Raw genomic sequence first — 18,103 nt, 5'->3', positions numbered from 1 at the left:
AAAACAGTTGACCGCGGTCGGTCGCGGGCGGCGTCGCTCGGGGTAGGGTGGGGTCAGCCGCTCACCGCTCGTCGAACAGTCCGTCCACGTCCGATTCGCGGCCCTCCCGACGGTCGACGTGCTCGGAGAGCCGCTGGGCGACGATCGCCCGGCTGTCGGGGTCGCGGACGAAGTCCAGCAGGAAGGTGACGAACCGGCTGCCCTCCTCGCCCGCTTCGAGGTCCGCGCGGGCGTACTCGACCGCTCGTTCGACGGCGTCCTCGTCGTAGCCCAGGTCCTCGGCGAGCACCTCGGCCGCGACGGCCGCCCCGTCGAAGCCCAGGTCGGCGAGCCCGAGCGCCTCGCTCTCGTAGGTGAGCGCAGGCGCGGGCGCCCGCTCGATGCGTTCGGGGTCCCGAGCGAGCGCGGCGAGGTACTCGCGGACGCGGTCGACGTTCACGCCGCGGTAGTCCGCGGGGAGGTCAGCGAGATAGTCGCCGCCGCTCCCGGCGAGGCCGACGGCCCCCGACCAGTTGCGCTCGCGGGCGTGATAGACGGCGGCGGTGAACTGGATGAGCCCGTGGAGGAACCGCTCGTCGTCGCCCTCGTCGAGGGCGAGCCACCGCTGTTCCCAGGCGTCGTGAGCGGCGTGGTAGTGGCCGGCGTTGTAGACGGCGACGCCCGCCCGCAGCTGCGCGTCCATGGAAATCGATCGGGTCGCCGGGGCGAAAACACCTACGGGCCGGCGTCGTCGGGGGCGTCCTCCGCCGCGTCGCGGTCCGCGCCGTCGGCGTTGGCGTCGACGCCCTCCATCGCGGCCCGCCGGCTATTCTCCCCGGTTTCGGCCTCGTAGTGGCGGACGAGGGCGTTGACGAAGGCGAACTTCAGCGCCATCGAGAGGGCGGTCAGGACGGCGGTCGACCGCGGCTTGCGGCGGTAGGCGGCGTACAGGGCGCCGACGGTCACGGGCAGGGTGGCGGCGTCGAGCGACCGGAGGACGGCGCCGTGTTTGCCGTGGTCGACCCAGTAGCGCTCGGCCTGGATCACGTCGCTGGTCCAGGCCTGGGCGTCGTCGGGCTGGGGGAGCACGACCGGGTTGACGGCGATGGCCGCGACCGCAGCGACCAGCAGGCGCCTGCGCCGCGTCAGGATGGCGTACACCAGCACCGGGAACGCGAACACGCGCGTCCACCCGCTCCAGGGGTTGGCGTGCCGTTCCCAGAGGAACTCTGCGAGCCGTTCCGATGGCACTGTGGTCGACACGCGGGTGACTTGGTAGCAGACCGCAATAAGCGTGGGGTCCGGCGTGTCGACGGCGCGGCGGTCAGTCGCGGTCGCCGCCCTCGGGGTCGGCCGAGTCGCCGCGCTCGGCGGCGAGTGTGTCCAGTTCGCCCTCGTAGCGCCGGACCAGCGCGTCGACGAACGCGAACTACAGCGTCATCGCCAGCGCCCCCGCGACGGTAGCACCGCCCACGTCGCGGCGATAGGCGGCGTAGACGGCGTACAGTGTCGCCAGTCCGTTCCCGACGTTGAGCAACTGGAGCGCGCCCAGGTCGTCGCCGCTCGCCCGCCAGCGCCGCTCCGCGAGGACGACCGTCGTCATCCAGGCGTCGGCGTCGTCGGGTCTCGGGAAGAGAACCGGGTTGACGAGCGCGAACGCGACCGTCACGGCGAGCAGCCGCCACCGGCGGTGATACACCGCGTACAGCAGCGCCGGCAGCGTCAGCGTCCGCGACCACCCGCTCGCCGGATTGGCGTGGCGCTCCCAGAACGCCCGCTCGGCCCGCCCGCGAATCGACTCGTCCATACCGAGAGTTCGCGGGCGGGCCCGAAAAGGGGCGGGGCCGCGCCGGCTACAGGTCCTCGACGAGTTCGATCCCCCAGCCCTCCGGGCCGGTGACGAACGCGACGCGGGAGTCGAACTCCTCCATCGTGATCGGTCCGTCGTCGACTCGCTCGTCGTCCAGGGATTCGACCGCGGCGCCCACGTCGTCGACGGTGAGCGCGACGTGCTCGAAGTCGCCCGTCTCGACGGGCCCGTCGGCCTCGACGAACTGGATGGCCGCGGGGTCGTCGGTGTCCGCGTCGGCGGGGTCGCCCACGAAGACGTTCCGGGTGCCGTCGTCGGTCTCGAACTCACGCAGCACCTCGTAGCCCAGCAGGTCCGCGTAGAAGTCGACGTTCGCCTCGACGTCCTCGACGCGCACGGCGGTGTGTCGGAGTGTCATCGATCGATCCGTCGGGGGGCCGCGAGTTAAGCGCTCCGCGACAGGCCGGGGCGTGCGCGACGACTTCTACTCCTCGCGGTCGGTCCAGAAGTCGAACGACCGACCGGGGACGAAGATATCGAGGCCGACGGCGGTCTCCTCGCCCTCGTTCGCCACGCGGTGGGACTCCCAGGGGTCAAGCCACACCGAATCGTACCGTTCGAGGCGCTCGCTGGCCTCGTCGGTGTGGACGGTGAGTTCGCCGTCGAGGACGAGACAGACCTGCCCGTTCTCGTGGTCGTGGGTCGGCGAGCTGTGACCGGGCGGCTTCTCGAACCACTCCAGGCTCACGTCGTCGTCGCCCGCCAGCGCGACGCGGCGCCACCCCTCCTCGGGCTCGTACGTCTCGGCGTCGTCGAAGCTGACTCGCTCCATACCGGGCCGTCGGACGCTCGGGACATATCTCTGGGGGCGACCAGCCTGCCCGACCGCGTCGGTCCCCGCCGGAGGACCGGAGGTCCGCTCGAACCACTTAAACGATTCGCCCCACTGCCGACCGTGAAGCGCGGCTGCGGGGTATACCCCCTTTGGGCCTCTATCGGTAGGTATGACGGACGTAGATACCGTCCACGACACGGACAGACGCTCGAACGACGGACCGACCGAGGGGCGCGACCCCGTGCCGGCGGTCGCCGACTGGCTGCTCGGCCTCGTCGCCGGCGTGATCGGGCTCGCCATGGCGGCCCTCGGCGTCGGCATGTACGTCCGCGTCGACCGAGCGATGATCGCCGACGCCATCACCAGCGAGGGGGTGGAGGTGAACGGCATCACGCCCGCGGAAGCGATCACCGCCGGCGTGCCGTTCGTCGACTGGCTCGCCGCCGGCATCGCCGTGACCGGCCTCGCGCTGGTCGTCGCCGCCGCGGCGTTCGTCGTCGCGCGCCGGCGCACCCGCCGCCGGGTCGCCCGCAGGGGCGGCACGACCGCGACCTTCCGGGCCTGTGCCGTCTACGGCGCCGCCGTGACGGCGCTGGTCTCGTTCGTCCCCGGCGCGGCGGTCGCGGGCGGCGGCGCCGCGGCGTACCTACACGACGAGGCCGGCAGCGGCGTGCGTATCGGCGCCGTGGCCGCGTTCCTCGGGTGGGCGCTGTCGCTCCCGCTGCTCGTGGCCGTTTCGGGCGGGTTCCTCGCGGGAGCCGACGCGATCGGCCAGCTCGGCGGCGGCGTCGCCCTCGTCGCGTTCGTCACGGTCGGCGAACTGGTCACGCTAGCGGTCAACGCCGGATTGGGCGCCGTCGGCGGCTTCCTCGTCGACGAGTTCGTCTGAGAGGGCGCGGCTCTCCCCGGTCGAGACTCGTCGAAAGGATCCGTCGCGACCGAAACGTTCCGTCGGGACGGACGCGACGCTGGGCGAGTTACGACCGAAAGGAAACGTCCGAGCGGAGATTTGAACTCCGGTCCCTGGCTCCGCAAGCCAAGAGGATAGTCCACTACCCTACCCGGACTCACCCCTATCTACCGCGGTTGATTGTAAAGGGGTTACGATCCGTCCGGGCAGTGTCAAAGGGTCGCTTGACCGTCGACAAGGCCCTTTATCAGGACGGGCCTCTCTCCGGTCGTGAAGCGACGCGCCCTCCTCCGCGGCCTCGGCGCCGCGGGCACGCTCGCCCTGACCGGCTGTCTGTCCGACGGGCCGGGGGGCCAGCCGACCGACACCGACGAACCGGCCGATACTCCGACCGACACGCCCTCCGACGGTTCCACGGACACCGACCGGCCGACGGCGACGCCGAGCGACCGGACCGGCGACACCGTGACCGAACCGGACCCCGGCGGCGCCGACGACCCGAGTGCCACCCCGAGCGATTCGCCGGCCGAGACGGCGAGCGGGACGCCCGACAGCGAGCCGTCTGCGACGCCCGGCGGCGTGGCGGACTCGTCGCTCGCCGTCACCGACAGCGGCTGTGGCACTCAGACCGACGATGCCTCGGTCGACTTCGACGGGACGGTCACGGTGACCGGGACGATCTGGGGGTCGGACGCGTGTTATACGGCCGTCCTGTCGGACGTGCGTCTCGACGGCGACACCGCCACCGTCGTCGTCGCTTCGGAGTCCGACGCGGGCACGGACACGATGTGCGCCCAGTGCATCACCGAGACCGACTACGAGGCGACGGTCGCGTTCGACAGCGCGCTCCCTCGGAAAGTTGTCGTGGTCCACGTCCACGACGGCGAGGACACGCGCGTCACCTCGACGACGCGATAGGGTCTCGGAGTGTGGCTGTGGCCGTCGGCACGTGTTGCAGGCTCTCCCAGTGCTCGCTAGCAGTCGACTCGAACGCACTCGACGAGGAACGCTGAAAACCCTCGGCGCGCTCGGGCGACTACACGAGCGCGAGCGCGCCTCGCCCGTTCAATCCGCCGGGAGAGCACGCTCTCCCGAGCCCGCGCCCACACGTTCCGCGGACACCAGGGACCGCGACCGCAACAGCACCCGACCGCAACAGCACCCGACCGCAGCAGCACCCGACCGCAACAGCACCCGACCGCAGCAGCACCCGACCGCAACAGCACCCGACCGCAGCAGCACCCGACCGCAACAGCACCGCAGAGGGCCTCACACCCCCCAGCCTCTTGCGCTCCGCGCGCCTGCGGCGTGCGGTGCTCATCCCTCGCGCGGCTACGGTCGCGCGATGAAACGCGCTCCAGCGCGCGCCGACCGCACCGCACTGGTCGTGTCGTCCGTACTGCACTCGCCGTGTCGTCCGCACCGGTTCCCGTCGCGTCGGAGCGCCGAGACTTAACTGGTGGGCGTTCGTCGTCGGGCACATGACGAAGACGGCGCTGATAACCGGTTGCTCGTCGGGGATCGGACGGGCGACCGCCGTCGACTTCCTGCGGCGGGAGTGGACGGTGTACGCGACGGCCCGGGACACCGACGACGTGGCCGACCTCGGGGAGGCCGGCTGCGAGACGGCCGAACTCGACGTGACGAGCGACGCCGACGTCGAGCGGGTCGTCGACCGGGTCCTCGAGGAGACGGGGCGCATCGACTGCCTGGTCAACAACGCGGGCTACGCCCAGTACGGCCCGGTGGAGGACGTGCCGGTCGACGCCCTGCACGACCAGTTCGACGTGAACGTCTACGGGCCCCAGCGACTCACGCGGGCCGTGCTCCCGAACATGCGCGAGCGCGGGACGGGGACGGTCGTCAACGTCTCCAGCGTCCAGGGGCGGATCGCAACCGCCGGCGCGGGCGCCTACAGCGGGTCGAAGTTCGCCCTGGAGGCGATGAGCGACGCGCTCCGCCAGGAGGTCGACGACAAGGGGGTCGACGTGGTGCTGGTCGAACCCGGCCCCGTCACCACGGAGTTCGGCGACCGCGCCGACGACGAGGTCGACCGCCTCGACCGCTCGGCGGGCTACGGCGACCTGTACGCCCTCTTCGAGGACACGGACGTCCTCGCCAGCGGCGGCGACTTCGGCGTCCACCCGTCGGAGGTGGCGGCGGTGATCGCCGACGCGGCCTGCGCCTCCGACCCCGACGCCCGCTACCCCGTCGGGACGCTCGCGACCGCGACGATCGCGACGCGACACCTCCCCGACCGGTGGCGCGACGCCGGCTACCGGCTGGTTCGGTGGGTGCTGTCCTGACGGCGACCGACTACTCCTCCAGGCACGCGGCGACGACCCGGAGCGTCCGCTCGCCCTGGACCTCCTCGGCGAACAGCGGGACGCGGCGCACGTCGTGGCCCCGGAAGACTTCCTGTGAGCGGGCGAGCGCGTCGCGTTGCACGTCCCAGCGGCGCTGGCAGAACTCGCAGTCGTCGAGGTCCGGCGAGACGAACCAGTCGGCGTCCACGTCGGCCACGTCCGTCAGGTCCTGCATCACCCGGTTGACGACGACCGTCCCGACGGGTACGTCGAACTCGTCGAGCCGGCCGAGCAGCCGCTCGGATTCGAGGACCGACAGCTCCTCGGGCACCATCACGACGCGGAAGTCCGTCTGGCTGGGGTCCTGCAACACGTCGCGCAACTGCTCGATGCGGTCGGAGAGGACACGCAGGTCGTCCAGCCCCTCCTCGGGGTCCACGTCCTCGTCGTCGCCGCCGAACATCCCGCCGAGGTTCTCCATCATCCCGCCCATCCGCTCGCGCATGGCGAGCACCTTCCCGAGCATCGAGTCCATCACGTCGGGGAGTTCCAGCAGCCGCAGGGTGTGGCCCGTCGGTGCGGTGTCGACGACGACGCGGTCGAACCGCGGGTCGTCCATGTAGCGGATGAGCAGCCTGATGGCGGCGGCCTCGTCGGCGCCCGGCATCGACCCGCCCAGCGGGTCGACCATCTCCTCGCCCGCGCCGCCGAGCATCTCGCCCAGCCCGCCGAGCGCGCCGCCCGCGCCGCCCATCCCGCCGCCGCCCTCGGCGAAGGGGCCGTCCTCCAGCGCGGCCTCGGGGTCGATCTCCGCCGCGTAGAGGGGCACGTCCTCCCGGATCTGGGCCGGCTCGGCGGGGATCTCGGTTTCGAGTGTGTCCGACAGCGAGTGGGCCGGGTCGGTCGAGACGACGAGCGTCGCGGTGCCGTCGCGGGCGCTGGCCAGCGCCGTCGCGGCCGCCATCGTCGTCTTCCCGACGCCGCCCTTGCCCCCGTAGAGGACGTACTCCGGCGCGTCCACTCCGGACGGGACCGCCTCGTCGTCGATGTCCTCGACCGCCTCCACGTCGATCTCGCTCATACCTCCACCTGAAGCCGGCGGGCGGATGTATCCGTCGGACCGCCGCTCGCGCTCGGACGCCCCCCTGCGGTTGCGACGGTCGTCGCTCGGTGAGCGGTCGCGGTGCGGTCGGCGCGCGCTGGAGCGCGTTTCATCGCGCGACCGTAGCCGCGCGAGGGATGAGCACCGCACGCCGCAGGCGCGCGGAGCGCAAGAGGCTGGGGAGGTGTGAGGCCCTCTGCGGTGCTGCTGCGGTCGGGTGCTGTTGCGGTCGGGTGCTGTTGCGGTCGCGGTCCCTGGTGTCCGCGGAACGTGTGGGCGCGGGCTCGGGAGAGCGTGCTCTCCCGGCGGACTGAACGGGCGAGGCGCGCTCGCGCCGACAGTCGCCTGAGCGACCCCTATCCGCGCGGGCGGTGCCGAGAGCGCGGATATGTCGCTTGGTTCGAGAGAGCTTCGCCCTCTCGTTATCTCGGAAACCTTCGATTTCCGGTGACAGCGACCGCGAGCGTGCCGAGGGCGTTCAGCGCTTGCAGTCAGGTGCGGTAGCGACTCTAGCGAGCGTGCCGAGGGCGTTCAGCGCTCACCGTCGAGCACGGAGGGCCGATATTGGTACCGAGAACTCGAACACTCGGAACTCGGACGAGCGCGGCGGCTGTCGGGCGACGACCACACCCCACGAACGGCGATCGGTCGACCGTCCCCCCGGACGGCCGGCACGAGCGGTGGACAGGCGCGATGCCTATGACCGCGACGACCGAGCCTCGCGCACCTCGGCACCGTCGCGGAGTTTGTCTTCGCAGAACGGACAGACGCGGGGGCCGGTGTGACCGTCGGGCGTGAATACGCGTACGTACGCCTCTGTCACGAACGACCCACAGTTCTGACACTCTGGCATCCCTTGAGTAACTGTAATCATCCGCCATATGCTTTCCGGCCGTCGACGGCGGTATAGACCGATTAACTCCCCTCCCGACTCGGCAGAGCACCGCTTCCGACGGGTACCACCGCGCTACCGGTAATCCGAATGATACAACGCGGCGACCGTCCGACGGCGGACCGACGGGATCGGGGGGTGGCGATGACCGCGGGTCACTGCGACCGGCCCTGCCAGAACCGGTCGAGCTGGCCGTCGAGGAACTCAGCGGTCATGCGGACGAACTCCTCGCGCTCGGCGGGCGAGAGATACTCGTGGACCGAGCGGGGGGCGCCCGCCGTGTACCGGCGGTCGGCGAACACGCGGACGCCGACCTCGTCGGTCCCGCGGATGACGCGGCCGATGGCCTGGCGGGCCCGCCGGACCGCCGGGACCGTCAGCGCGTAGGCGAAGGCGTTGTCCTCGCCGAACTCGTCGGCGTAGGCCCGCTGAACCGCTCGCACGCGCGGCGACCCGACGTTGACGAGCGGGACGCCGATAACGAGCGCCGCCGCCAGCTTCTCGCCGTCGTAGTCGACGCCCTCGGTGAGCGTCCCGCGGGTGCTCGTGACCAGCACCTTCCCGCCGCCGCGGAAGAAATCGGCCTTCAACTGTTCGGTGGCCTCGTTGCTCGAACTCTCGTCGACGAGGACGGGTTTGTCGACGGCGCCGTCGAGGTAGGCGCCGGCCCACTCGGCCTCCCGGTAGTTGGGCATCGCGACGAGGACGTTCCCCGGCGAGCGGGCGACCGACCGGAGGACGTGAGCGTACTCGTCGCGGGTGCGGTTCCACCCGTCGCCCAGCGGCTCCATCTCCGCCGGGTTTCCCCGATTTCGGGCGGTGAACGGCTCCGCGTCGACCGTCCAGCTCGCGCGGTTCTCCTCGGGGAACCGCAGCGGGTAGCTCTTCGCCTCGACGGGTCGGCCGTGGTCGCCCTCCTCGGGCGTCGGACCGGGGTCCGGGTCGCCCTCGCGCAGGGACTCCAGCCCCGAGACCTCCGTGAACACGTCCAGCGGCGAGAGGGTGGCGCTCATCAGCACCCCGCCGCCGAGCGCGTCGAAGATCTCCCGCAGCGACTCGGCGGGCATGCAGTCGAACAGGACGAGCCCGGGCGTGTAGACGCGCTGGTACTCGCGGTCGACGGCGTCGGCGGCCTGACCGGTCTTCGGGGCGTACTCCAGTTCGATCTCCCGGAGGTACCGGTCGTGGCCCCGCTCCCACCAGTGACCCATCACGGCGCCGACGGCGGCACAGACCGGCTGGCGCGCCAGCCCGAGGCCGTCGATGGCGTCCTCGACGGCGGCGCCGACGGTCGCGAGCGTCCGCCAGAGGTCGCCGTCGTAACCCTGCCGCTCGGCCCACCGGGTCAGCTCGTCCGGTTCGGGCTCCTCGGGGTCCCGCAGCGGCACCTCCACGTCCCGCTCGGGGACGCTCTCGGTCGGGTCGCCGACGCGCCAGTCCCGCTCGACCTCCTCGTCGAGGTAGCGCTCGACCCGCTCGTCGAGCCACCCCAGGAGGTCGTCGTAGAACTCCCGCGCCCGGTCGAGCGCCGAGAGGGGTACGTCGTGGGTCGCGAGGCGGTCCCGGACCTGCTGTTTGCGGTTCTCGCTCTCCCGCGCCCGCGAGAGGAGGTGGTTGCAGTCGTTGCGCGCCCGCTTGATCGTCGACCGGCCCACCCGGTCGGAGAGCAGGTCACGCACCCGCTCCTCCAGCCGGTGGGCCTCGTCGACGACGAGGAAGGTCGACGAATCGAGCGCCGCGGCGACGAGCGGCCGCGACCCGGGGTCGAAGACGTGGTTGTAGTTGCCGATTATCACGTCGGCGTGTTCGAGCATGACGCCCATCGCCCGGTGGGGGCAGGTCCCCCGCTCGACGCTGGCGGGCAGGTAGTCGTCGGCGGTCACCACCCGATGTTCACCCACCGAGAAGTCGACGGGCGAGCCCTTGTTACGGGCGAACCAGTCGGCCTCGAAGGGGCAGTAGAGGGGGTCGTCGTCGCCGGCGGTCATCGACTCGGGGGCGCTGGGCTGGCTCCGCGGGTACGGCGACTCGGCGCCCGCCGTTTCGAGTGCGCTGTCGAACGTGCGGTAGGTGTCGGCGTCCATCCGGGCCTCGCGGACCAGATCGCTCGCGAGGCTCGGGTCCCACCACACGTCGTCGGGGTCGGACGCCAAGGCGGCGTCGGCGGCCGGTTCGTCGCCCGACCGGCGGTCGGCCTCCACGAGGTCGGCCGTGTTCTCGCGGAGGTCCTCGCAGCGGTCGTGGGTCGAGGCGTCGTCGGGGAACGCGCCCTCCCGGCCGTAGGGACAGAGGTCGCGTTTCCCGACGAGGGCGACGCCGTCGAGTGGCTCGGGCCGGTCGGGGTCGGCGGCGAGGCGGGCGTTCATCGTCCGCAGGTCCGCGACGAACTGGTTGCGCTGCTGTTTGACCGGCGTGACGACCAGCACGCGGTCGTACTTGCGGGTCGTCCGGACCAGCGTCGCGCCGGCGGTCAGCGCGGCCATCGTCTTGCCGGTGCCGCAGGGCCCCTCCATCGCGAAGTAGCCGCCCCGCTGGCCCACCTCGATCGCCGTCTCGATCGCGTCCGTCTGGCTCTCGTAGGGCTCGTCGAAGCCGAACACGTCGCGCCAGGCCTCGGCGGGGTCGCCCGTCGACCACTCCTCGGGACCGGCACTGTCCGGGGCGCGGTCGCCGGCGTCCGACTCGTCGCCGCTCCCGGCGGCGGACCCGCTCACGGCGTCGACACTCGTCCCGGCGTCCCCCTCGCCGTCGCTCGCGGCCCGGTCGTCGGCCATCGTGGATCCCTGTGTCGTCCTCGCCTATGAACGCACGGATGCCACGCCGGGCGGCGAGGAACGCACGACGCCACACCGGGCGGTGGGGAACGCACGGACGACGCGACCGGTCGCGGGTCGGCCCGACCGTCCTTCCGGGCGTTTCCGTCCGCCGTCCGGCGGTCGGTCGCCGGCCGCCGCGGGAGACTTAAGTTGGTGGAGACTGCACGTCCGTCACTGACGGTCGATGACACTGGTTGTCAGGGAATCTCGACGACGGGGCCCGCGGGGAGCGGAGCGATGACGGTGCCCGGCGGCGGGGACCGCGACGACGATCCCACCGGCGGGAACGGCGGGGACGCAGCCGACGGCGACCCTGGGCAAAGTGACGGAGATACGGGCGACGCCGACGACGCGGTCGTCCGGATCGCCCACCTCGACCCCGACGAGACGGTGCTCTCGCGGCTGGACGAGGAGACGGGCGACGCCGACGGGGTCGACTACGAGGGGACGAGCGACCCCGACCGCGTCCGCGGGCGGTTCGAGGCCGGCGACGTGGACGTGTTCGTAGTCGAACCGGACGCGCCGGCGGACGTGGCGGCCCTCGTCGAGGCGGCCGACGCGGCCGACGCCGCGGTCGCCCTCTACACGCGGGTCGACCCGGGCGACGTGGACCCGGCGGTGTTCGACGCGGTCGACACGCTCGTCGAGAAGTGGACCGCCGAGGAGGGGCTGGACTTCGTCGTCGAGAAACTGCTGCGGGCGGCGCGGACGCCCGACGCCGCCTCGCGGTTCGCCCGCGCGTTCGACCGGACCGACCCGGACGCCCGGTCGTCGACCTCCTTTCTCGTCTACGAGGACGGCACGGTCATCTGGGAGGCGACGCCGCTGGACGAGTACTTCGAACACCGCGAAGTCACCGCCGCGGTCCCGGAGACGCCGAACTTCTACCGACAGTTGACGGCCGCGCTCTCGCAGGACCCCGACGCTATCCGGACGATCCGCGGGCCCGACGTGCCCGCCGAGCCCACCGAGTTCGTCGTCCCGACCGCCGACGGGGAGGCCCGCTTTCGCTACACGGAACACGAGTTCCCCGAGACGGTCGGGCCGCTCCGGCTGGTCGTCGTCGAGGACGTGACCTGGACCGCGCGGTCGAACGCCCGGCTGGAGCTGCTGGACCTGCTCGACCGCCACGTCCAGGACGGCATCTCGGTCGTCGACGCCAACGGCCGCGTCGAGTACCACAACGAGTCGTTCGCCGACCTGCTGGGCTACGACGACATGGTCGGCGAGCACACGGCGGCCTACATGACCGAGGGCGAGCTCGAATCGGGCCAGCGGACGCTCCAGCAGCTCCGGCAGGACGACCGCGACAGCGCCGTCATCGACATGACCTTCGAGACGGCCGACGGCGAGGAGCGGACCCTGGCCGTCCACTTCTCGGTCCGCGACGGCGAGGACGGCTACGAGGGGCTGGTCAACGTCGCCCGCGACGTGACCGACCGCCGCGACCGCGAGCGCCGGCTCGAACAGTACCGCCGGCTCGTCGAGAGCGCCGGCGACCCGATGTACGTCCTCGACGCCGACGGCCGCGTCGAGATCTGCAACGACGCGCTCGTGGCCCTGTTCGACGGCGACCGCGAGTCGCTCGAGGGCACCCCCCTCTCCGAACTGCTCCCCGGGGCGGCCGCCGAGCGCATCCGCGACGCGCTCGACCGCGCGACCGCGAGCGGCGCGAGCGGGACCTGCGAGTTCGACCTCGAGACCGCGGCGGGCGAGGTCCGGCAGTTCGAGGCCACCGTCGCCGGGCTCGACGCGGCCGACGACGCCGACGGCTCCGTGGGAATCCTCCACGAGGTGACCGCCCGCGAGCGCCGCGAGAGCGAGCTCGACCTGCTCAAGCAGGTGCTGACGCGCGTGCTCAGACACGACGTGCGCACCGGCCTGACCGTCGTCCGCGGCCAGGCGGAGGTGCTGGCCGAACGCACCGACGGCGAGCAGCGGCGGATGGCCGAGACCATCGTCGACCGCAGCGAGGGGCTCGTCGAGACGACCGAGAAGGCCCGCGCCATCGAGCGGGTCATCGACAGCGACGAGGGGCGGGTCACGCTCGACCTCCGCTCGGTGGTCAACCGCTGTGTCGCCAACGTCGCGGCCGCCCACGGCGACGCCGAGTACGACGTACGCATCACCGAACAGGTACCGGTGCGGGCCCACCGCGCGTTCCCCTACGCCGTCGAGAACCTCGTCGAGAACGCCGTGGAACACAGTTCCACGAGCCGTCGGCCGGGGGCCGACGACGCCGTCGAGCACAGTTCGACGAGTCCTGCTTCGCAGGCTCAGCAGGACGCCGACGGAGCAAGCACCGTCGAGCCTTCGAGCGCTGATGCCCCCGAAGACGCCGCGGAACACAGTTCCACGGGCCATGGTTCGCAGGCTCAGCAGGACACCGTCACCCACGACGACGCGACGCCATCGGTGCGGATCACGGCGACCGACGACGGCGACGGGACCGTCGAACTCCGGATCACCGACGACGGCCCCGGTATCTCCCAGGCGGAACTCGACGTGCTCGCCGACCGCGAGGAGACGCCGCTGAAACACGGCACCGGCGTCGGCCTCTGGCTGGTCTCGTGGGTCGTCGAGCGCTCCGGCGGCGAACTCGACTTCGACACCGGACCGGACGGGACGACCGTCACCGTCCGCCTCGACGCCGGGGACCCCGACGAGATCGAGTGAGTCCGCCGTCGGCCGGCGCCGACCCCGTCGCCCGGCGCCGCGAGGCCGTCCCTGCCACCGTGATCCAGTCCCCCGTTCGCCCGAGGGGAGCCGCTCAGCCCAGGTAGTCGGCCAGCCGCTCGGCCGCCTCGTCGACCCGCGGCGTCACGAGGGCGAACCGGACCCACTCGGCGCGGGACTCGCCGAACGCCTCGCCTGGCATCCCCGCCACGCCCGCCTCGTCGATCAGCCGCTCGACGTTGTCCATCGTCCCCGGGAAGCCGTCGAAGCGGGCCATCACGTAGAACGAGCCGCCCGGCGTGGTGTACTCGGCGCCGGCCCGGTCGAGCGCCTCGGTGAACCGGTCGATGCGCTCGCGGAGTCGCTGGCGGTTGCGCTCGTAGTACTCCGGCGGCGTCTCCCGGAGCGCCCGCAACACCGCCGCCTGGGCCGGCCGGCTGCCGGTCACGTTCTGGATCATGTGCCGCGTCCGCGCCCGGTCGACCAGATCGCCCAGCGGGCCGTCCTCCGGCGGGAAGACGGCGTAGCCGACCCGCAGGCCCGTGATCGCCAGCGTCTTCGAGAAGGAGTTGGTCGCGACGACGTGGTCGGAGCCGGTCGCGAGGGCGCTCTCGAACTCGCCGGTGAAGTCGTAGTGGTCGTACACCTCGTCGCTGACCAGCACGGCGTCGTAGTCCTCGGCGATCCCCACCAGTGCCTCGACGGTCTCCGGCGGGTAGACCGCGCCCGTGGGGTTGTTGGGGGAGTTGACGACGATGGCGGCCGTCTCGTCGCTCGTGGCCGCCCGCACGTCCGCGGGGTCGAGCTGGCCCGTCTCGTCGGCGGGGACGTAGGTCGCCTCGGCGTCCAGCAGGTTCGCCCGCCCGGCGTAGTAGGGGTAGACCGGGTCGGTCATGACCAGTTCCGACCCCTCGCCCCGCTCCAGCGCGCCGGTCGTGGCGAGGTGGTTGGCCTCGCCGGCGCCGTTGGTGACGAGCACGCGCGAGCGGTCGACGCCGCGGCGCTCGGCGATCTCCGTCCGGAGCTCCGCGAGGCCGACGCTCGGCGGGTACTGGAACTCGCTCACGTCGCCGTCGGCGTAATCGCGCAGCCCCTCGCGGAGCGGTTCGGGCGGTTCCCAGTCGGGGTTGCCGCTCACCATGTCCACCACGTCGCGGTCGGCGCGGGCCGCGTACTGCATCACCCGGAAGAACTGCGGCGTCTCGTAGTCCATCGATTACCGGCGGTTGGCCGCCCGCGACGTAAACCCTGGCGTTGCCCGCCTGGCAGTCCTCAGAACAGTTCCGCGACCCGCCGGTGGGTCGCGGCGAGGTCGCCGGAGTTGTCGACGACGGCGTGGTCGCGTTCGAGCGGCTCGAACCGATCGCGGGCGTTCTCGTAGACCGACACGTCCGCCTCGCTGGGGTCGTCCTCGCGCTCGCGGATCCGCCGGCGAGCCACCGCTTCGTCGCAGACCACGCGGACGAGCGTCAGGTCCGCACCGATCGCCGCTGCCAGCGTCGCGACCTGGTCGCGGTGGTAGCGCCGCTCGTAGGTCGCGTCGAGGACGGCCGGCTTCCCCGCGTCGAGCGCCGCCCGCGCCCGCTCCAGCATCGTCGTGTACACTCGCTCCTTCTCCGCGCGATCGTACGTGGGGTCGTCGAACAGTTCCGCCCGGACCGCGTCGCTACGGATCCGTTCGGCATCGAGTCGGTCGGCGGCTTCCCTCGCCACCGTCGACTTCCCGACCCCCGGCAGCCCGCACTGGACGACGAGTCGCGGCGCCATCTGCCCCCATCTCGAACCCCCCGCATCATGAACGTGGGTGTCCTGCCGTCGCCCGGTTTCCCCTTCCGACAGGTTTTTATAGAACCGCGAACAACGATCTACTGAGCCGAGGTGAGAAGCCATGGCTCTCCCGGATCGACCAGTCAGTTCGTGGTTCCAGGGTATGGACCTGCCGAACAGGCTGTTCGAGACCGGCGGTAACGACTACGAGCTCTACGAGGAAGACGAGGAGTTCGTACTGAGCGTCGAGCTACCGGGGTTCGACCCTGCGGAGATCGACGTGACGTGGCACGAGGGCGTGCTCAACGTCGCCGCCGAACACGACGACGAGACGCGCGGCACGCGCCGGACCTACCACCGGCGGTTCCGCTTCCCGAAGGATGTCGACGACGAGGAGATCGCCGCCGAGTACCGCAACGGCATCCTCGAAGTGCGCCTGCCCATCTACGAGGGCGCCACCGCTCGCGGCACGCAGATCGAGGTCCAGACCTGACGACGGTCGAGAGACTGTCAGGCTTCCGCACGCGACCGTCGTCGGTACCGTCGCTCGCGCGACGCGAGTTTTTTCGTGCCCCGCCCGGTAGCGGCGGGTATGTCCGACGACTCGCGGCCGCTCTCGCCGGACGAGGCCTTCGAGGTCCTCGGGAACGAGACCCGGGTCGCCATCCTGAGCGCGCTGGGCGGCGCCGACGACCCGGTGTCGTTCTCGGCGCTGCGCAACCGCGTCGGGATGGCCGACTCCGGCCGGTTCAACTACCACCTCGACCGGCTGACCGGCCACTTCGTCAGCAAGCGCGCGGCCGGGTACGAGCTCCGCAGAGCCGGCGAACGCGTCGTCGAGGCGGTCCTCTCGGGGGCGGTCACCGCGGCGCCCGTCCTCGAACGGACCGAGATCGACCACCCCTGTCACTTCTGCGGCGCGCCGGTCGCCGTCCGCTTCCGCGAGGAGCGCGTCGAGGTGTTCTGCACCGAGTGTCCGGGCACCTACAGCCGGACGAGTTCGCCGGCCGACGGCAGGGACGGCGGCGATACTGGCGACGACGGGGATGCCGACGACCGCGAGAACGATACCCGCGGTAGCGACGGGCCGGGCGACGACTGCGGGGCGGACCGCGCGGCGGCCGAGGGGTACCTCGGCTACCACCCGCTCCCGCCGGCCGGCGTCGCCGGGCGCGACCCCGAGGCGGTGTTCCGCGCGGCCTGGACCTGGGGTCACCTCGAACTGTTCGCCGCCGCCGCGGGCGTCTGTCCCCGCTGTTCAGCCGCGCTCGACCGCCGCCGTCGCGTCTGCGAGTCCCACGACGGCGACGCCCGCGACGGGCGGGCCGACGGCGCCGACGCCAGCGCCGAGGGCGGCCTCTGTGACGCCTGCGGCCGCCGCTACGCCGTCGCCGTCGACCTGGATTGTTCGAACTGTATCTACGAGGAGAGCGGCGCGGCCGTCGTGGGACTGGCGGACTCGCCCGCCCTCCTCGCCTTTCTCCTCGACCACGGCCTGAACCCGCTGGCCCCGACCGACGAGACGCTCCCCGCGCTGTCGGCCGCGTACAACGACTTGGACGAGTCGGTCCGGTCGACCGACCCCTTCGAGGCGCGGTTCACCTTCGCCGTCGACGGCGACGAACTCGCGCTGACGGTCGACGACGACCTGCGGGTCGTCGACGCCGAGCGGCGGTAAATGGCCGGGACCGCGTCCGCGATCGTTCCGTCCCCCGCGTTTTTCCGGCGGCCGCCCGTCGCACCGATATGCGCGAGTTCGCCGACGACCCGCCGGTCGAGGAGCGGGTCGGCGACCTGCTGGGGGAGCGCGCCGAAACCGTCGCCGTCGCCGAGACCGCGACCGGGGGACTGGTCGGGGCGCTGCTGACGAGCGTCCCCGGCGCGAGCGACTACCTCGACCGCGTCGTCGTCCCCTACGACTACGACGCGCTCCGGACCGTGCTGGCGGTCCCCCGGGAGACGCTCGACGAACACGGCGCCGTCAGCGAACCGGTCACCCGCGACCTCGCCCGGGCGGCCCGCGACACCGCCGACGCCACGTGGGGGGTCGCCACGGCCGGCGTCGCCGGCCCGGGCGGCGGCACCGAGGAGAAACCGGTCGGCACCGGCTTCGTCGGCGTCGCCCACGCCGCCCCCTGGGAGTCGGGCGACTCGACCGCCAGCGTCTCCCGCTACGCGTTCGACGGCGACCGGGGAGCCGTCCGCGAGCGGCTCGCCCGCCGCGCGCTCCGGGACCTGGAGACCGCGGTCAGTTCCCGCGACTGACCCGTTCCCGGCGTCGCGACGCCGGTCAGAGGTTCCGCGCTCGGGGGTCGCCGCTGCGGGTTCGCCGACGAGGACTCACCGATGGGGGCTCGCCGGTCGCCGAAGGGCAACACTTGTGACCCGCGGGTCCATCGCATCGCTCCATGGACAAGCGCGGACACGTGTTGAACGCGGTCTTTCTCGCGGTGGGGCTGGGATTCATCCTCGAACCGGCCGGGGACGTGGCGACGTTCCGGACCATCGCCGCGGTGTTCGTCCCGCTGGTGCTCGGGGCCCTGTTCCCCGACGTGGACACCCACTTCGGGAAACACCGCAAGACGCTGCACAACCTCCCGGTGCTGGGGATCGTCGCCGCCTACCCTATCTACTTCGCCAACCTCCACTGGGTGTGGCTCGGCGTGCTCACCCACTACGTCCTCGACGCGCTCGGGACGACCCGCGGGCTCGCGCTCTTCTACCCCCTCTGGGACGAGGAGTTCGGCGCCCCCATCGGCGTCCCCGTCAGCAGCGACTACGCCGACGCCATGATGCTCGCCGTCACCGCCTTCGAACTCGTCGTCGCCGCCGGCCTCGTCCACGTCCTCCCCGCCTACCTCCCCGAGGGCGTCGCCCTCCCGTTCTGAGTCGGTTTCGCGCCGCCGTTCTCCCGGTGTGACCGAAGTGAGCAGTGCTGTGCGGTGCGGTCGGCGCGCGCTGTCGCGGCCTCCGTGCCGCGACGGAATCGCGCGAGGGATTCGCGACTCGC

Annotated in this window: 18 protein-coding genes and 1 tRNA gene; 8 read left to right on the top strand and 11 right to left on the bottom strand. The window is 71.9% G+C overall.

Annotated features, from left to right (window positions below; translation table 11 throughout):
- Positions 1-61: 61 nt before the first annotated feature.
- The 5 genes from ACMGFG_RS05735 to ACMGFG_RS05715 form a co-directional block, all read right to left on the bottom strand.
- The gene (locus tag ACMGFG_RS05735) at positions 62-682 is read right to left on the bottom strand and encodes a DUF309 domain-containing protein (RefSeq protein ID WP_436929391.1); all 621 of its coding nucleotides are present in this window, start codon (positions 680-682) and stop codon (positions 62-64) included.
- 32 nt (positions 683-714) lie between these two features.
- Entirely contained in the window at positions 715-1,242 is a 528-nt protein-coding gene (locus ACMGFG_RS05730; protein ID WP_436929390.1) for a DUF6653 family protein, read from the bottom strand.
- 166 nt (positions 1,243-1,408) lie between these two features.
- Positions 1,409-1,786: a DUF6653 family protein gene (locus ACMGFG_RS05725; RefSeq protein WP_436929389.1), complete on the bottom strand. Its 378-nt coding sequence runs from the start codon at positions 1,784-1,786 to the stop codon at positions 1,409-1,411.
- Between the two features lie 46 nt (positions 1,787-1,832).
- Positions 1,833-2,207, bottom strand: coding sequence for a VOC family protein (locus tag ACMGFG_RS05720; RefSeq protein WP_436929388.1), 375 nt, complete (start codon positions 2,205-2,207; stop codon positions 1,833-1,835).
- 66 nt (positions 2,208-2,273) lie between these two features.
- Positions 2,274-2,621, bottom strand: coding sequence for a cupin domain-containing protein (locus tag ACMGFG_RS05715; RefSeq protein WP_135366375.1), 348 nt, complete (start codon positions 2,619-2,621; stop codon positions 2,274-2,276).
- 172 nt (positions 2,622-2,793) lie between these two features.
- On the opposite strand from ACMGFG_RS05715, the gene ACMGFG_RS05710 reads away from it, so the two are divergent.
- Positions 2,794-3,513 carry a hypothetical protein gene (locus tag ACMGFG_RS05710; protein ID WP_436929387.1) on the top strand — a complete coding sequence of 240 codons (720 nt, stop codon included), beginning with the start codon at positions 2,794-2,796 and terminating at the stop codon, positions 3,511-3,513.
- 105 nt (positions 3,514-3,618) lie between these two features.
- Here ACMGFG_RS05710 and ACMGFG_RS05705 read toward each other — a convergent pair.
- Positions 3,619-3,691 (bottom strand) — tRNA-Arg (locus ACMGFG_RS05705).
- 113 nt (positions 3,692-3,804) lie between these two features.
- Between ACMGFG_RS05705 and ACMGFG_RS05700 the strand changes: the two genes are divergently transcribed.
- Both ACMGFG_RS05700 and ACMGFG_RS05695 read left to right on the top strand, forming a co-directional pair.
- Positions 3,805-4,452 (top strand): RodZ family helix-turn-helix domain-containing protein, encoded by a 648-nt coding sequence (locus ACMGFG_RS05700; RefSeq protein ID WP_436929386.1) that lies wholly within the window; start codon positions 3,805-3,807, stop codon positions 4,450-4,452.
- Between the two features lie 563 nt (positions 4,453-5,015).
- On the top strand, positions 5,016-5,840 hold the full coding sequence (locus ACMGFG_RS05695) for an SDR family oxidoreductase (protein WP_436929385.1): 825 nt from the start codon (positions 5,016-5,018) through the stop codon (positions 5,838-5,840).
- A gap of 10 nt (positions 5,841-5,850) precedes the next feature.
- Here ACMGFG_RS05695 and ACMGFG_RS05690 read toward each other — a convergent pair whose 3' ends face one another.
- The 3 genes from ACMGFG_RS05690 to ACMGFG_RS05680 form a co-directional block, all read right to left on the bottom strand.
- Positions 5,851-6,921 carry an ArsA family ATPase gene (locus ACMGFG_RS05690; protein WP_436929384.1) on the bottom strand — a complete coding sequence of 357 codons (1,071 nt, stop codon included), beginning with the start codon at positions 6,919-6,921 and terminating at the stop codon, positions 5,851-5,853.
- A gap of 718 nt (positions 6,922-7,639) precedes the next feature.
- Complete coding sequence (locus ACMGFG_RS05685) at positions 7,640-7,795, bottom strand: DUF7563 family protein (protein WP_425484368.1); 156 nt, start codon at positions 7,793-7,795, stop codon at positions 7,640-7,642.
- 194 nt (positions 7,796-7,989) lie between these two features.
- Positions 7,990-10,608, bottom strand: a complete 2,619-nt coding sequence (locus tag ACMGFG_RS05680; protein ID WP_436929383.1) for an ATP-dependent DNA helicase — start codon at positions 10,606-10,608, stop codon at positions 7,990-7,992.
- A gap of 279 nt (positions 10,609-10,887) precedes the next feature.
- Here ACMGFG_RS05680 and ACMGFG_RS05675 point away from each other — a divergent pair, with 279 nt between their 5' ends.
- Entirely contained in the window at positions 10,888-13,326 is a 2,439-nt protein-coding gene (locus ACMGFG_RS05675; RefSeq protein ID WP_436929382.1) for a PAS domain S-box protein, read from the top strand.
- A 94-nt stretch (positions 13,327-13,420) separates the two neighbouring features.
- On the opposite strand, the gene ACMGFG_RS05670 is transcribed toward ACMGFG_RS05675, so the two are convergent.
- Together ACMGFG_RS05670 and ACMGFG_RS05665 are read right to left on the bottom strand one after the other, a co-directional pair.
- Positions 13,421-14,539, bottom strand: coding sequence for a pyridoxal phosphate-dependent aminotransferase (locus ACMGFG_RS05670; RefSeq protein WP_436929381.1), 1,119 nt, complete (start codon positions 14,537-14,539; stop codon positions 13,421-13,423).
- Between the two features lie 59 nt (positions 14,540-14,598).
- Positions 14,599-15,093 (bottom strand): P-loop nucleotide/nucleoside kinase family protein, encoded by a 495-nt coding sequence (locus tag ACMGFG_RS05665; RefSeq protein WP_436929380.1) that lies wholly within the window; start codon positions 15,091-15,093, stop codon positions 14,599-14,601.
- Positions 15,094-15,214: 121 nt separating this feature from the next.
- Between ACMGFG_RS05665 and ACMGFG_RS05660 the strand changes: the two genes are divergently transcribed.
- The 4 genes from ACMGFG_RS05660 (at position 15,215) to ACMGFG_RS05645 (ending at position 17,981) form a co-directional block, all read left to right on the top strand.
- Positions 15,215-15,586, top strand: a complete 372-nt coding sequence (locus ACMGFG_RS05660) for an Hsp20/alpha crystallin family protein (RefSeq protein WP_436929379.1) — start codon at positions 15,215-15,217, stop codon at positions 15,584-15,586.
- Between the two features lie 99 nt (positions 15,587-15,685).
- The gene (locus ACMGFG_RS05655; protein WP_436929378.1) at positions 15,686-16,771 is read left to right on the top strand and encodes a winged helix-turn-helix domain-containing protein; all 1,086 of its coding nucleotides are present in this window, start codon (positions 15,686-15,688) and stop codon (positions 16,769-16,771) included.
- Between the two features lie 68 nt (positions 16,772-16,839).
- The gene (locus ACMGFG_RS05650) at positions 16,840-17,358 is read left to right on the top strand and encodes a CinA family protein (protein WP_436929377.1); all 519 of its coding nucleotides are present in this window, start codon (positions 16,840-16,842) and stop codon (positions 17,356-17,358) included.
- A gap of 143 nt (positions 17,359-17,501) precedes the next feature.
- The gene (locus ACMGFG_RS05645; protein ID WP_436907030.1) at positions 17,502-17,981 is read left to right on the top strand and encodes a metal-dependent hydrolase; all 480 of its coding nucleotides are present in this window, start codon (positions 17,502-17,504) and stop codon (positions 17,979-17,981) included.
- Positions 17,982-18,103: the final 122 nt, after the last annotated feature.

The sequence above is a fragment of the Halosimplex halobium genome (assembly GCF_051414055.1).
Lineage (GTDB): Archaea > Halobacteriota > Halobacteria > Halobacteriales > Haloarculaceae > Halosimplex > Halosimplex halobium.
This window is presented reverse-complemented; position numbering and strand designations above follow the sequence as displayed.

What these genes read in the sequence shown, in the direction of transcription:
- ACMGFG_RS05725 (WP_436929389.1), bottom strand. Translation starts at nt 1,786, where the DNA reads ATGGACGAGTCGATTCGCGGGCGGGCCGAGCGGGCGTTCTGGGAGCGC.
- ACMGFG_RS05710 (WP_436929387.1), top strand. Translation starts at nt 2,794, where the DNA reads ATGACGGACGTAGATACCGTCCACGACACGGACAGACGCTCGAACGAC.
- ACMGFG_RS05685 (WP_425484368.1), bottom strand. Translation starts at nt 7,795, where the DNA reads ATGCCAGAGTGTCAGAACTGTGGGTCGTTCGTGACAGAGGCGTACGTA.
- ACMGFG_RS05720 (WP_436929388.1), bottom strand. Translation starts at nt 2,207, where the DNA reads ATGACACTCCGACACACCGCCGTGCGCGTCGAGGACGTCGAGGCGAAC.
- ACMGFG_RS05660 (WP_436929379.1), top strand. Translation starts at nt 15,215, where the DNA reads ATGGCTCTCCCGGATCGACCAGTCAGTTCGTGGTTCCAGGGTATGGAC.
- ACMGFG_RS05665 (WP_436929380.1), bottom strand. Translation starts at nt 15,093, where the DNA reads ATGGCGCCGCGACTCGTCGTCCAGTGCGGGCTGCCGGGGGTCGGGAAG.
- ACMGFG_RS05655 (WP_436929378.1), top strand. Translation starts at nt 15,686, where the DNA reads ATGTCCGACGACTCGCGGCCGCTCTCGCCGGACGAGGCCTTCGAGGTC.
- ACMGFG_RS05695 (WP_436929385.1), top strand. Translation starts at nt 5,016, where the DNA reads ATGACGAAGACGGCGCTGATAACCGGTTGCTCGTCGGGGATCGGACGG.
- ACMGFG_RS05680 (WP_436929383.1), bottom strand. Translation starts at nt 10,608, where the DNA reads ATGGCCGACGACCGGGCCGCGAGCGACGGCGAGGGGGACGCCGGGACG.
- ACMGFG_RS05675 (WP_436929382.1), top strand. Translation starts at nt 10,888, where the DNA reads ATGACGGTGCCCGGCGGCGGGGACCGCGACGACGATCCCACCGGCGGG.
- ACMGFG_RS05670 (WP_436929381.1), bottom strand. Translation starts at nt 14,539, where the DNA reads ATGGACTACGAGACGCCGCAGTTCTTCCGGGTGATGCAGTACGCGGCC.
- ACMGFG_RS05650 (WP_436929377.1), top strand. Translation starts at nt 16,840, where the DNA reads ATGCGCGAGTTCGCCGACGACCCGCCGGTCGAGGAGCGGGTCGGCGAC.
- ACMGFG_RS05645 (WP_436907030.1), top strand. Translation starts at nt 17,502, where the DNA reads ATGGACAAGCGCGGACACGTGTTGAACGCGGTCTTTCTCGCGGTGGGG.
- ACMGFG_RS05715 (WP_135366375.1), bottom strand. Translation starts at nt 2,621, where the DNA reads ATGGAGCGAGTCAGCTTCGACGACGCCGAGACGTACGAGCCCGAGGAG.
- ACMGFG_RS05735 (WP_436929391.1), bottom strand. Translation starts at nt 682, where the DNA reads ATGGACGCGCAGCTGCGGGCGGGCGTCGCCGTCTACAACGCCGGCCAC.
- ACMGFG_RS05690 (WP_436929384.1), bottom strand. Translation starts at nt 6,921, where the DNA reads ATGAGCGAGATCGACGTGGAGGCGGTCGAGGACATCGACGACGAGGCG.